The 11,955-nt window shown below is 71.0% G+C and carries 13 protein-coding genes; 4 read left to right on the top strand and 9 right to left on the bottom strand.

The window, feature by feature from the left end:
- Positions 1-71 precede the first annotated feature (71 nt).
- The 3 genes from ABEA82_RS23510 to ABEA82_RS23500 form a co-directional block, all read right to left on the bottom strand.
- Positions 72-824: a DUF3710 domain-containing protein gene (locus tag ABEA82_RS23510; protein ID WP_003993515.1), complete on the bottom strand. Its 753-nt coding sequence runs from the start codon at positions 822-824 to the stop codon at positions 72-74.
- 1 nt (position 825) lies between these two features.
- The gene (dut, locus tag ABEA82_RS23505) at positions 826-1,395 is read right to left on the bottom strand and encodes a dUTP diphosphatase (RefSeq protein ID WP_345663592.1); all 570 of its coding nucleotides are present in this window, start codon (positions 1,393-1,395) and stop codon (positions 826-828) included.
- Positions 1,396-1,511: 116 nt separating this feature from the next.
- On the bottom strand, positions 1,512-2,096 hold the full coding sequence (locus ABEA82_RS23500; RefSeq protein WP_345663591.1) for a PaaI family thioesterase: 585 nt from the start codon (positions 2,094-2,096) through the stop codon (positions 1,512-1,514).
- A gap of 58 nt (positions 2,097-2,154) precedes the next feature.
- Here ABEA82_RS23500 and ABEA82_RS23495 point away from each other — a divergent pair, with 58 nt between their 5' ends.
- A complete protein-coding gene (locus ABEA82_RS23495; protein WP_345663590.1) occupies positions 2,155-2,613 on the top strand; it encodes a DUF3093 domain-containing protein in 459 nt (152 codons plus the stop codon).
- A 55-nt stretch (positions 2,614-2,668) separates the two neighbouring features.
- On the opposite strand, the gene ABEA82_RS23490 is transcribed toward ABEA82_RS23495, so the two are convergent.
- The 4 genes from ABEA82_RS23490 to ABEA82_RS23475 all read right to left on the bottom strand — a co-directional run bounded on the left by ABEA82_RS23490 (position 2,669) and on the right by ABEA82_RS23475 (position 6,250).
- Positions 2,669-3,643 (bottom strand): hypothetical protein, encoded by a 975-nt coding sequence (locus tag ABEA82_RS23490; RefSeq protein ID WP_345663589.1) that lies wholly within the window; start codon positions 3,641-3,643, stop codon positions 2,669-2,671.
- A gap of 13 nt (positions 3,644-3,656) precedes the next feature.
- Complete coding sequence (locus ABEA82_RS23485; RefSeq protein ID WP_003993510.1) at positions 3,657-3,953, bottom strand: DUF4193 domain-containing protein; 297 nt, start codon at positions 3,951-3,953, stop codon at positions 3,657-3,659.
- Between the two features lie 406 nt (positions 3,954-4,359).
- Positions 4,360-5,592, bottom strand: a complete 1,233-nt coding sequence (locus ABEA82_RS23480; RefSeq protein ID WP_003993509.1) for a sensor histidine kinase — start codon at positions 5,590-5,592, stop codon at positions 4,360-4,362.
- Between the two features lie 4 nt (positions 5,593-5,596).
- Entirely contained in the window at positions 5,597-6,250 is a 654-nt protein-coding gene (locus ABEA82_RS23475) for a response regulator transcription factor (protein WP_003993508.1), read from the bottom strand.
- A gap of 406 nt (positions 6,251-6,656) precedes the next feature.
- Between ABEA82_RS23475 and ABEA82_RS23470 the strand changes: the two genes are divergently transcribed.
- Positions 6,657-6,830, top strand: coding sequence for a hypothetical protein (locus tag ABEA82_RS23470; RefSeq protein WP_345663588.1), 174 nt, complete (start codon positions 6,657-6,659; stop codon positions 6,828-6,830).
- A gap of 119 nt (positions 6,831-6,949) precedes the next feature.
- On the opposite strand, the gene ABEA82_RS23465 is transcribed toward ABEA82_RS23470, so the two are convergent.
- Together ABEA82_RS23465 and ABEA82_RS23460 are read right to left on the bottom strand one after the other, a co-directional pair.
- Positions 6,950-7,765 carry an inositol monophosphatase family protein gene (locus tag ABEA82_RS23465; RefSeq protein WP_345663587.1) on the bottom strand — a complete coding sequence of 272 codons (816 nt, stop codon included), beginning with the start codon at positions 7,763-7,765 and terminating at the stop codon, positions 6,950-6,952.
- A gap of 8 nt (positions 7,766-7,773) precedes the next feature.
- Positions 7,774-8,901 (bottom strand): ferrochelatase, encoded by a 1,128-nt coding sequence (locus tag ABEA82_RS23460; RefSeq protein WP_345663586.1) that lies wholly within the window; start codon positions 8,899-8,901, stop codon positions 7,774-7,776.
- Between the two features lie 171 nt (positions 8,902-9,072).
- On the opposite strand from ABEA82_RS23460, the gene ABEA82_RS23455 reads away from it, so the two are divergent.
- Positions 9,073-10,311: an MFS transporter gene (locus ABEA82_RS23455; RefSeq protein WP_345663585.1), complete on the top strand. Its 1,239-nt coding sequence runs from the start codon at positions 9,073-9,075 to the stop codon at positions 10,309-10,311.
- Positions 10,271-11,590, top strand: coding sequence for a D-arabinono-1,4-lactone oxidase (locus tag ABEA82_RS23450; protein WP_345663584.1), 1,320 nt, complete (start codon positions 10,271-10,273; stop codon positions 11,588-11,590). The genes ABEA82_RS23455 and ABEA82_RS23450 overlap by 41 nt, the downstream gene beginning before the upstream one ends.
- Positions 11,591-11,955 lie beyond the last annotated feature (365 nt).

Here is an 11,955-nt window from a genome sequence, read left to right as displayed (position 1 = left end):
CCGTCAAGGCTCCACGCATGAGAAAGGGCCGCACCCCTGGGGGATGCGGCCCTGATGTCTCTGACGAACGCTCAGCGGACCTCGGTGATCTCAGGTCCGCGCTGGAGCTGGCCCATTCCGCCGGCGAAACGGGAGCCCTCCTCCTGCTGGACGCCCTCGGGGACCATCTGAGCGTCGTTCGGCAGCTTCAGGACGATCGGGTCGCGGGGCGCCATCGGGCCCTCGCCGCGGACCACGACCGTGTCCCGGAAGATCTGCTCGAGCAGCCCGGCGGCCTGCGGCTGCACCGCGCCCTGACCCGAGATGACCCCGCGCAGGAACCAGCGGGGGCCGTCCACACCGACGAACCGTACGACCTGGAAGCCGCCGGTACCGTCCGGCAGCTGCACCGGCACCTGGGCGCGCAGCTCCCAGCCCAGCGGCCCCTCGACCTCGTCGACGATGCCGCCCTGCTGGGTGATGCCGGTGCCGATCTCCTCGCGCACCTCGCCCCAGATGCCCTCGCGCTTGGGCGCGGCGAAGCCCTGGAGCTGGATCGCGCTGTCCTGCAGCACGACCGTCGCCGCCACGATCGCGTCGCCCGCCACCTCGACGCGCAACTCCATGCCGTCGACGCCCGGCACGAACAGACCGCCCAGGTCGACCCTGCCCTCGGCCGGGTCGTGGACCTCGGAGCTGTCCCAGGGCCCGTCGGGCCGCGGCGCCGGCTCGAGCCTCAGGCGCTCGCCCTGGCCGCCTGCCTCACTGTCGACACCGTCGACGACCTGCTCGGCCTCGCCGGCCGCGTCCTCGGCGGCATCCCTCTTCTTGCGACGTCCGAACACGTCACTGTCCTTCCCGGTCGGATACGACCGAAGCGTATCGATTCCCACCCGCCTGACCGCCCAGGGCGGCCTGACCGCTTGTGCCGCTCGTCCCGTCCACCACGGCGTGGCCTCCGGTGGACCCGAAGCCCCCCTCGGCCCGCGTGGAGTCGGGAAGCTCCGCCACCTCCTGGAAGCGGACCCTCTCGACCTGCTGGACTACCAGTTGGGCAATCCGGTCGAAGCGCTCGAACCGCACGGCCTCGCGCGGGTCGAGATTCACCACGATCACCTTGATCTCCCCACGGTACCCGGCATCAACCGTCCCCGGGGCATTCACCAGGGCGACGCCGCAGCGGGCGGCGAGACCGGACCGCGGGTGCACGAAGGCCGCGTACCCCTCAGGCAGCGCCACAGACACTCCCGTGGGCAGCACGGCCCGCTCGCCCGGCGCCAGTTGGCACGCCTCGGTGGTGCGCAGATCGGCTCCCGCGTCACCGGGGTGCGCGTAGGAGGGAAGCGGGACGTCGGGGTCGACGCGCCGGATCAGCACGTCCACCGGCTGACGGCTCACGGGGCTGGTGGGAGTCATGGGGGCTTCCGGGCTCACGGTGCTCGTGGGGGTTGTCGGGGTCGTGGGAGTCATGCGAGTCGTGAGGTTCTTCGTGGGATTCATGGGGGCCATGGAGCTCAAGCGGCCTTCCGGACTCACGGATTCACCTCGAAGGCGCGGGCGCGCCGGAGCTGATCGGGGTCGTTCATGGCGGCCTGGATCTCCTCCTGGCGGCCGTGGTCGACGAAGTGGTCGACCTTCACCTCGACGAACAGCGCGTCGGCGCGGAGGGCGACGGGCCCGTCCGGGCCGCCGACGCGTCCGGTGGCGGACGAGAAGATCTTCCGCCCGGCCACCGCCGTCACCTCGGCCTCCAGGTACAGCGTGGTGCCCACGGGCACGGGCCGGACGAAGTCGGTCTCGAGCCGTCCGGTCACGGCGATCGTGCGCAGCAGCCAGTTCAGCGAGCCGAGGGTCTCGTCCAGGGCGGTGGCGAGCACTCCGCCGTGCGCGAGGCCCGGGGCGCCCTGGTGGGCGGGCTGCACGGTGAACTCGGCGGTGAGCGACACGCCCTCGCCCGCCCGTGCCTCCAGATGCAGTCCGTGCGGCTGGTCGCCGCCACAGCCGAAACACTGGCCGTAGTGCGCACCGAGGAGCTCACCGGGCGCGGGAGCGTCCGGATGTCGCACCGGCGGCACGGCGTCGGCCGGCGGCTGAAGAGCTGCGGAAGTACGACTCACAGCCGGAGACCTTACCCGCGCGTCGGCCCGTTCCGGACACCGTGTCAAGCTTGGCTCCATGCAGCTCTCCGCCGCCCCTTACGAAGAACGCCTGACCGCTCCGCGGTCCTGGTGGCTGATCTCGTTCCTCGTCGGCGTCTCCATGGCCTTGATCCTGCTTCCGTTCGGCACGCTGCCGATGCTCGGCGGGCTGGCCGGCGGCACCGCGGTCGCGGCCGTCGCGGCGAGCTCGTACGGCTCGATCCGCATCCGTGTGGTCGGCGATTCCCTGATCGCGGGCGAGGCCAAGATCCCGGTGGCGGCACTGGGCGACGCGGAGGTGCTGGACGCCGAGGAGGCGCGCGCCTGGCGCACCCACAAGGCCGATCCGCGCGCCTTCCTGCTGCTGCGCGCCTACATCCCCACGGCCCTGCGCGTGAAGGTCACGGACCCGGAGGACCCGACTCCGTACCTGTACCTGTCCACGCGCGAGCCGGAGCGTCTGGCCGAGGCACTGGAGGCGGCGAAGGCCGCGTAGCACATGTGCGCGGGGCGTCACCCGGCATCCGGCGCCCTTCGGGCGGCAGCCGGGCTCAGCGGCCGTCGCCGTCGTCTCGCTTGCCGCGCTCGCCGCCGCGCTTGTCGCGGTCGTGGCGGCCCAGAGGGTCGTGTGTGATCTTGCCCATCTCCAGGGCGTCCGCAGGGCGTTCCAGGGCGGGAAGGGCCTCGAGGGCCTCCCAGGGCACCTGAATCCGGCGCAGGTCCTCGCGGATCCGGGTGGCGAGCTTTCTGGTCTCGCTGCGGTTCATGGCCGCACCGACGGCTGCGCCCACCAGGAAGGGGATCAGGTTCGGCATGTTGCGGACCATCCGCTTCATGATCCGCTGACGCAGGTCGCGCTTCATGCGGCTGTTCAGCGCCGTGCTCACGGTGGACGGCTTGGTCGCGTCGATCCCGCGCTCCCCCGACCAGGAGTCGAGGTACGCGGTGCTGCGCTGCTTGAGGTTGCCCGGCGGCCGTACGCCGTAGACCTCGTGGAGCTCGGCGATCAGCTTCAGCTCGATCGCGGCGACGCCGGTGACCTCGGCGGCGAGTTCCGTCGGCATCGCGGGTGGCACGGGGAGCATCGCCGCCGCGCCGACACCGGCTCCGACCGTCGCGGTCGCCGCCGCCGCGCCCGCGACGAGCTTGTCCGCGAGCTCTTCAGGACCCAGGCCCGGGAACTGCCTGCGGAGGGTCGCCAGGTCCCGTACGGGGACCCGCGGGGCCAGTTCGATGATGCGGTCGGCGAGGTACGCGAGCGTGGCCCGCGCCCGTACCGAGCCCTTGCGGGCACCTTCTCGGGCCCGTTCCCGGAACGTCCCCGCCGTCCGCCTCTCGACGGGTGCGGGGACGTCCACGGACGCCGGGAGGTCAGCCCGGTCCGCTGCCGGTTCGAGCGAGGCCGCCCCCGTACCGGTGGAGCCTCGCTCGTCGTCACGCGCGCCTTGCCACGGGCCGTCCGCCGGCCCTTCGTCCGCTTTCCGCTTGGAGAAGCGGCGCTTCCAGGGAGGGGTCGAGCCAGTCACGGCCGACCCGTCCTCAGTCGCAGTCGCGGCAGATCGGCTGACCGTTCTTCTCCCGGGCCAGCTGGCTGCGGTGGTGCACCAGGAAGCAGCTCATGCAGGTGAACTCGTCCTGCTGCTTCGGGAGCACCCGGACGGCGAGCTCCTCGTTCGAGAGATCGGCGCCGGGCAGTTCGAGGCCTTCGGCGGCCTCGAACTCGTCGACGTCCACTGCGGAGGCCGACTTGTCGTTCCTGCGGGCCTTCAGCTCTTCGAGGCTGTCCGAGTCGACGTCGTCGTCGGTCTTGCGTGGAGTGTCGTAATCGGTTGCCATGGTCGCTCTCCCCCTCTGGGTGTCTGCGGTGTCTCCAGCGCACGTAACGCGTGAGAGGCCGGACTTGTGCCCGACCTGAGGCGGAGATTTTGCCTCACATCAAGGTCTGTTACTCAATCGACACCCAACCGGACTCCTCACGAGTGATCGGCTTGGATGGCGATGGGGACCGTACACGGTCCGAATGTCGCACACCAAAGGCGTCTCACCGTGTACTTCCCGTGATCAAGACCCCCGAAAACCGGGATTTTCCCGGCTTTCCGACAGGGTGCATGATCACGGAGCGTAGATGGCCGGAAAGGCGTCTCTGTGATCGATCACACACGGCATGCATGCGGGGAGGTCTCAGAAATTCCGCGCAAAGCGAACATCCCCGTGTGCCGCCGAGTTGATCGGCGCCATGATCTCAGATGGGCAGCGTGACCCGCATGACGAGCCCACCTCCCTCGCGCGGCTGGGCGTAGATGTGCCCGCCGTGCGCCCGGGCCACGGACCGGACGATGGACAGGCCCAGCCCCACACCCTTGTCGCTCCCCGTCCGCTCCGTGCGCAGCCTCCGGAACGGCTCGAAGAGGTTGTCGATCTCGTACGCCGGCACGACCGGGCCCGTGTTCGAGACGACCAGGACCGCGTGGCCGTGCTGGACCTCGGTGGTGACCTCGACCCAGCCGTCCTCGGCCACGTTGTAGCGCACGGCGTTCTGGACGAGGTTGAGCGCGATGCGCTCCAGCAGCACCCCGTTGCCCTGGACGACCGCGGGCTTCTGCTCGCCGCGGATCCGCACGCCCTTGGCCTCGGCCTCGCCGTGCACCTGGTCGATGGCCTGCGAGGCCACTTCTGCCAGGTCCACCGGGCCCCGCTCGACGATCTGGTTGTCGCTGCGGGCGAGCAGCAGCAGGCCCTCGACGAGCTGCTCGCTGCGCTCGTTGGTGGCCAGCAGCGTCTTGCCGAGCTGCTGGAGCTCCACGGGCGCGTTCGGGTCGGACAGGTGCACTTCGAGGAGGGTGCGGTTGATCGCCAGCGGCGTTCTCAGCTCGTGCGAGGCGTTGCCGACGAAGCGCTGCTGGGCCGTGAAGGCGCGTTGGAGCCGCTCCAGCATGTCGTCGAAGGTGTCCGCCAGCTCCTTCAGCTCGTCGTCCGGGCCGTCCAGCTCGATCCGGCGGGACAGGTCGGAGCCCGCCACCGTGCGCGCGGTGCGGGTGATCCGGCCCAGCGGGGACAGGACGCGGCCGGCCATGGCGTAGCCGAAGGCGAAGGCGATGACCGCCAGGCCCAGCAGGGCCAGGAGCGAGCGGCTGAGCAGGCTGTCCAGGGCGTGCTGGCGCTGATCGTTGACGCACTGGTTCATCGCGTTGTTGAACTCGCTGGGCGAGGCCTGGTCGGGCAGGTTGCAGATGTCGCTGGTGACCTTGCCCTCGACGATCTTGAACGGCAGCTCGCTGCCCACGTTCAGCGCCTGCGCGGCCAGCAGGTAGATGATCGACAGCAGCAGGATGCCGGCGATCAGGAACATGCCGCCGTAGAGCAGGGTGAGCCGTATCCGGATGGTCGGGCGCAGCCAGGGGAAGGGCGGCACGGGCCTCCTGGGGTCCCAGGTGGGCTTCGGGGGCGCCTGCGGAGGCGCGGGTGTCGCTGCCATGGGATCAGATCCGGTAGCCGGAGCCGGGGACGGTGACGATCACGGGCGGCTCGCCGAGCTTGCGGCGCAGGGTCATGACCGTCACGCGCACGACGTTGGTGAACGGGTCGGTGTTCTCGTCCCAGGCCTTCTCCAGCAGCTGCTCAGCGGAGACGACGGCGCCCTCGCTGCGCATCAGCACTTCGAGGACGGCGAACTCCTTGGGTGCGAGCTGGACCTCCTTGCCGTCGCGGAAGACCTCGCGGCGGTTGGGGTCGAGCTTGATCCCGGCGCGCTCCAGGACGGGCGGCAGGGGCACGCTGGTGCGCCGGCCGAGGGCGCGCACACGGGCGATGAGCTCGCTGAACGCGAACGGCTTGGGCAGATAGTCGTCGGCGCCGATCTCCAGCCCCTCGACCCGGTCGCTGACGTCGCCGGACGCCGTGAGCATCAGCACGCGCGTGGGCATGCCGAGCTCGACGATCTTGCGGCAGACGTCGTCGCCGTGCACGAGCGGGAGGTCGCGGTCGAGGACGACCACGTCGTAGTCGTTGACGCCGATGCGCTCCAGGGCGGCCGCACCGTCGTACACGACGTCGACGGCCATGGCCTCCCGGCGCAGTCCGGTGGCCACCGCATCGGCGAGCAGTTGCTCGTCCTCGACGACGAGTACGCGCACGTCACTGGTCCTTCCTGATGTCCGCCCGCACGGCCTTTCACGGGCGCATGCGGGCAGGGGTCTTCCGTGGTGTGTTGCTCTCCATCCTGCCCTTTTCGGCCATAAGTCGGAGGTAAGGCAGGTGAGGGGGCCGGACCCGAGAGGGAATAAGAGATTTTCTCCCCCGGTTAGGTTTCCACGGAAGGGAGCTTGGGGAGGACGGCTTTACATCCCACGATCACACTCTGCTGGTACCGCACCACCATGCGGTGCGCATCAAGCCGCTTGTCCGCGGAGCGGGCGTGGGTGTCCGGCACCGTCGCCGCCCAGCTGAGCGGCGCTGGGCATCCACCGGAGACGTGATCGTCCCTTCCGAACGGCACACCCCCGTGCCATCGACCCACGACCCTGGACGAGGGGGCGCAGCATGGACGCATTCACCGCAGGACTTCTGCAGCGCATAAGGACGACCGAGTCCGATCTGTCCCGGGCTCGCGACGAGGGCGACGACTTCCTCGTCGAGGTGGAGCAGGGCGAGCTCGACGACCTGCGCCGCCTCGCCGCCGAGCACGGTGTGGAGGTCGGCGCGACGAGCGTCTGACGAAGCTGTACGGAGCGGGCCCCGGCGAATCCAGCGCCGGGGCCCGCTTCGTCGTCCTACGGCCGTGTTCACGCGGTGTTCAGCGTGTCGTCGGCCCTCGTACGACGGCCGGGCCGCTCTCAGTCGTGCCAGGCGCCGAAGTCCTCCAGGAGGCGCTGGAGGGGCTCGAAGACGCCCGGGGTCCCCGCGACCGTGAGATCGCCCGACGGTCGCTCTCCGGGGCGTCCACCGGTCAGCGCGCCCGCCTCACGGGCGATCAGGTCGCCCGCCGCGAGGTCCCAGGCGTGCAGACCGCGCTCGTAGTAGCCGTCGAGGCGCCCCGCCGCCAGGTCGCACAGGTCGACCGCGGCCGAGCCGCCGCGCCGGATGTCACGCAGCAGCGGGATCAGCCGCTGGGCGACGTCGGCCTGGTGGGCGCGGACCTCGGCGACGTAGTTGAAGCCCGTCGAGACCAGTGCCTGGTCCAGGGGCGGCGCGGGGCGGCAGGCCAGCCTCCGCTCGCCGTCCCAGGCCCCCGTGGCCCAGGCACCGCCGCCGAGCACGGCGTGGAACGTCTCGCCGCGCATGGGGGCCGTGACGACCCCGACGACGGTCTCGCCGTCCTGCTCGGCGGCGACGGAGACGGACCAGGTGGGCAGCCCGTACAGGTAGTTCACCGTGCCGTCGAGCGGGTCGATCACCCAGCGGACGCCGCTCGTGCCCTCCGTGGCGGCGCCCTCCTCACCGAGGATGCCGTCGTCGGGGCGGTGCTCGGCGATCAGACCGGTGATCAGTTTCTCCGCCGCGATGTCCATCTCCGTGACGACGTCGATGGGGCTGGACTTGGTCGCGGCGACCGCCAGGTCGGCCGGGCGCCCGTCCCGCAGCAGCGCGCCCGCACGCCGGGCGGCCTCCTGGGCGAGTTCGAGCAGTTCGGTGTGCAGGGGGTCGGTCACGGGGCTCCTCACGCGTAGGGGCTGTCGGCGCCGGCTGCGGCGGGCCGGGGGGCGCGGGCCGGGCAGCAGCCGACCGGGCAGAGGTGGTGGCTCGCCCCGAGGGCCCCCAGGGCGCACGGCGTGACCTCCTGCCCGCGCTCGACGGCGGCGCGCTCCAGGACGAGCTCGCGGACCGCCGCGGCGAACCGGGGGTCGGCGCCGACGGTGGCCGAGCGGCGCATCGGCAGTCCCAGCTCCCCGGCCTTGGCCTTCGCCTCCGTGTCGAGGTCGTAGAGGACCTCCATGTGGTCGGAGACGAAGCCGATGGGCGCGATCACCACGGCCGGGACGCCCGCCGCGTGCCGCTCCTCCAGGTGGTCGCAGATGTCCGGCTCCAGCCACGGGATGTGCGGGGCGCCCGAGCGGGACTGGTACACGAGCTGCCAGGGGTGGTCGACGCCGGTGCGCTCCCGGACGGCCTCCGCGATCAGCTTCGCCACGTCCAGGTGCTGCCTGACGTACGCGCCGCCGTCGCCGTGGTCCTCGACGGTTCCGGAGGTGTCGGCGGAGGCCGTCGGGATGGAGTGCGTCGAGAAGGCGATGTGCGCCCCGTCCCGGACGTCGTCGTCGAGCTCGGCGAGGGAGCGGATCACCCCGTCGATCATGGGCTCCAGGAAGCCCGGGTGGTTGAAGTAGTGCCGCAGCTTGTCGATCTTCGGCGGCTCCAGGCCCTCGGCCTCCAGGGCGGCCAGCGCGTCTGCGAGGTTCTCGCGGTACTGGCGGCAGCCCGAGTAGGAGGCGTAGGCGCTGGTGGCGAGGACCAGGACGCGGCGGCGGCCGTCGCGGACCATCTCGCGCAGCGTGTCCGTCAGGTACGGCGCCCAGTTGCGGTTGCCCCAGTAGACCGGCAGGTCCAGGCCGTGCTCGGCGAAGTCCTTGCGCAGGGCGTCCAGCAGGGCGCGGTTCTGGTCGTTGATGGGGCTGACCCCGCCGAACAGGAAGTAGTGCTGCCCGACTTCCTTGAGGCGTTCCTTGGGGATGCCGCGCCCGCGCGTCACGTTCTCCAGGAACGGGACCACGTCGTCCGGGCCTTCCGGGCCGCCGAAGGAGAGCAGGAGCAGGGCGTCGTAGGGGCTGGCGTCGCGCGCGTCTGGCATGAGTCGATCCTGCCACCCCGCACCGACAGCCGGGAAACGCCGGGGTGACACCTCGGCGCGGCCCGGTCGGGCGGCGATGCGGGACTGGCCCGGACCGGTGTACGGCGGCATGACCGGGCCGTAAGCTGTGTCGACTGCGTTCGCCGCTTACTGAGCTTTTCGGAGTCCCTGTTGCCCAGCCCCTACCGCGCCCTGTTCGCCGCCCCCGGCACCAAGGGCTTCTCCGCCGCGGGCTTCCTCGGCCGGATGCCCCTGTCGATGATGGGCATCGGCGTGGTCACGATGGTCTCCCAGCTCACCGGCCGGTACGGCCTGGCCGGCGCCCTGTCGGCCACCATCGCGCTGTCCGCGGGGCTGGCCGGACCGCAGGTCTCGCGCCTGGTGGACCGGTACGGGCAGCGGCGGGTGCTGCGGCCGGCGACGCTGATCGCGCTGACCGCCGCGGCCGTCCTGCTGTGCGCGGCGCACTACCGGTGGCCGGACTGGGTGCTGTTCGCGGCGTGCGTCGGCATCGGCTGCGTCCCGAGCGTCGGAGCGATGGTCCGGGCCCGCTGGGCGGCCCTGTACCGGGGCACCCCGCGGCTGCACACCGCGTACTCCTTCGAGTCCGTGGTGGACGAGGTCTGCTTCGTCTTCGGGCCGATCATCTCCATCGGCCTGTCCACGGCGTGGTTCCCCGAGGCCGGTCCGCTGCTGGCCGCCTGCTTCCTGGCGGCCGGCGTCTTCTGGCTGACCGCGCAGCGCGCCACCGAGCCCGCGCCGCACCCGCGCGAGCGGCAGGACGGCGGTACGGCGTTGCGCTCGCGGGGCCTTCAGGTCCTGGTGGCCACCTTCGTGGCGACGGGGGCGATCTTCGGGGCGGTCGACGTGGTCACCGTGGCCTTCGCCGAGGAAGAGGGGCACAAGGCCGCGGCGAGCGTCGTCCTCGCCCTGTACGCGGCGGGCTCCTGCGTCGCGGGGATGGTCTTCGGCCTGATGCACTTCGCCGGTGCGCCGGAACGTCGGTGGCTGCTGGGCGTGTGTGCCATGGCCGTGAGTATGATCCCCCTCCTACTGGTCGGGAACTTGCCGTTTCTGGCCGTGGCGCTGTTCGTTGCGGGTCTGTCCATCGCTCCGACGATGATCACGACGATGTCCCTCATCGAGGAGCACGTACCACGCGCGCAGCTCACCGAGGGCATGACCTGGGTGAGCACGGGACTGGCGGTCGGGGTCGCACTCGGCTCCTCCGCGGCCGGCTGGGTGATCGACGCGGCCGGGGCGCGCGCCGGGTACGGGGTTCCGGCCGTGGCCGGTGCCGTCGCGGTCGCGGTGGGTTTCCTGGGGTGTCGTCGGCTCGAGCGGCCGGCGCCGGGTCGGGGAGGCTCCGTTGAGCAGCACGGCGAACGGAAAGAACGGCACGTGGCGTAACTGGGGCGGCAACGTCTCCGCGCGTCCCGCGCGGGAGGTCACCCCGGCATCCGTCGACGAGCTGGCCGCCGCCGTGCGGCGGGCCGCCGAGGACGGCCTCAGGGTGAAGGCCGTCGGCAGCGGGCATTCCTTCACCTCCATAGCCGCGACGGACGGCGTGTTGATCCGTCCTCAGCTGCTGACCGGCATACGCGGCATCGATCGCGACGCCATGACCGTCACGGTGGAGGCCGGCACCCCGCTCAAGAGGCTCAACGTGGCCCTCGCGCGTGAGGGGCTGTCGCTGACGAACATGGGCGACATCATGGAGCAGACGGTCTCCGGGGCCACCAGCACCGGTACGCACGGCACGGGACGCGACTCCGGTTCGATCGCCGCCCAGATCAAGGGCCTTGAGCTGGTCACCGCCGACGGCTCGGTCCTCACGTGCTCCGAGAAGGAGAATCCGGAGGTCTTCGCGGCCGCCCGGATCGGCCTCGGCGCCCTGGGCGTCGTCACGGCGATCACCTTCGCCGTCGAGCCGCTCTTCCTGCTGACGGCCCGTGAGGAGCCGATGCCGTTCGACAGGGTCCTCGCGGAGTTCGAGGAACTGTGGACCGAGAACGAGCACTTCGAGTTCTACTGGTTCCCGCACACCGGCAACACCAACACCAAGCGCAACAACCGCAGCGCGGGCCCGGAGAAGCCGGTGCCACAGCTCCAGAGCTGGTTCGAGGACGAGTTCCTCTCCAACGGGGTCTTCCAGGTGGCCAACTGGGTCGGCCGGGCGGTGCCCGCCACGATCCCCGCGATCGCGCAGATCTCCAGCAAGGCCCTGTCCGCGCGGACGTACACCGACGTCCCCTACAAGGTCTTCACGTCGCCGCGCCGGGTGCGTTTCGTGGAGATGGAGTACGCCGTACCGCGCGCCGCCGTCGTCGAGACGCTGCGCGAGCTGAGGACGATGGTGGAGCGCTCCGGCCTGAAGGTCAGCTTCCCGGTGGAGGTACGCACCGCGCCGGCCGACGACATCACGCTGTCCACCGCCTCCGGCCGCGACAGCGCGTACATCGCCGTCCACATGTTCCGGGGCACGCCGTACCAGCGGTACTTCACCGCGGCCGAACGCATCTTCACGGCCCATGAGGGGCGCCCGCACTGGGGGAAGGTCCACACCCGGGACGCCGAGTACTTCTCCCGGGTGTATCCGCGCTTCGCCGAGTTCACGGCGCTGCGGGACCGCCTCGACCCTGATCGGCGGTTCCAGAACGACTACGTGCGGCGGGTTCTGGGGGCGTAGGCGACGCACCGGGGGCGCACTTCGGGGGTCTTCACTCCCGCTCGCACCCGGAGTGGGTTCCGCGGCCGCTCCGCTTGCACCCCTAGATTCCGTTTCTGGTGATTACGTGAACTTCCCCACGTTCAAGATCACGGAAAGGGGGCAGGGGGCGGCCAATTCGCCGCCCTTGCCAGAAGTTGGACGGCGCGCCAATCCACGCACGTGGCCCAAATGGAGTACTGTGGCGAGCCCTGGGTCCGGTCTCCCATCAGGGTGTACGGGGCCTTTAAGGACCGCCGGGAGGGGGCTAGTTGCACAGGGTGACAGAGTTCGTCACTTAGCGTTGCGAATAGGTAACCGTGCCATAACGGCGATCCAGGGCCCGT

It is taken from the genome of Streptomyces venetus (assembly GCF_039540295.1).
Lineage (GTDB): Bacteria > Actinomycetota > Actinomycetes > Streptomycetales > Streptomycetaceae > Streptomyces > Streptomyces venetus.
This window is presented reverse-complemented; position numbering and strand designations above follow the sequence as displayed.

What these genes read in the sequence shown, in the direction of transcription:
- ABEA82_RS23480 (WP_003993509.1), bottom strand. Translation starts at nt 5,592, where the DNA reads ATGGCAGCGACACCCGCGCCTCCGCAGGCGCCCCCGAAGCCCACCTGG.
- ABEA82_RS23460 (WP_345663586.1), bottom strand. Translation starts at nt 8,901, where the DNA reads ATGCCAGACGCGCGCGACGCCAGCCCCTACGACGCCCTGCTCCTGCTC.
- ABEA82_RS23470 (WP_345663588.1), top strand. Translation starts at nt 6,657, where the DNA reads ATGGACGCATTCACCGCAGGACTTCTGCAGCGCATAAGGACGACCGAG.
- dut (WP_345663592.1), bottom strand. Translation starts at nt 1,395, where the DNA reads ATGACTCCCACCAGCCCCGTGAGCCGTCAGCCGGTGGACGTGCTGATC.
- ABEA82_RS23495 (WP_345663590.1), top strand. Translation starts at nt 2,155, where the DNA reads ATGCAGCTCTCCGCCGCCCCTTACGAAGAACGCCTGACCGCTCCGCGG.
- ABEA82_RS23485 (WP_003993510.1), bottom strand. Translation starts at nt 3,953, where the DNA reads ATGGCAACCGATTACGACACTCCACGCAAGACCGACGACGACGTCGAC.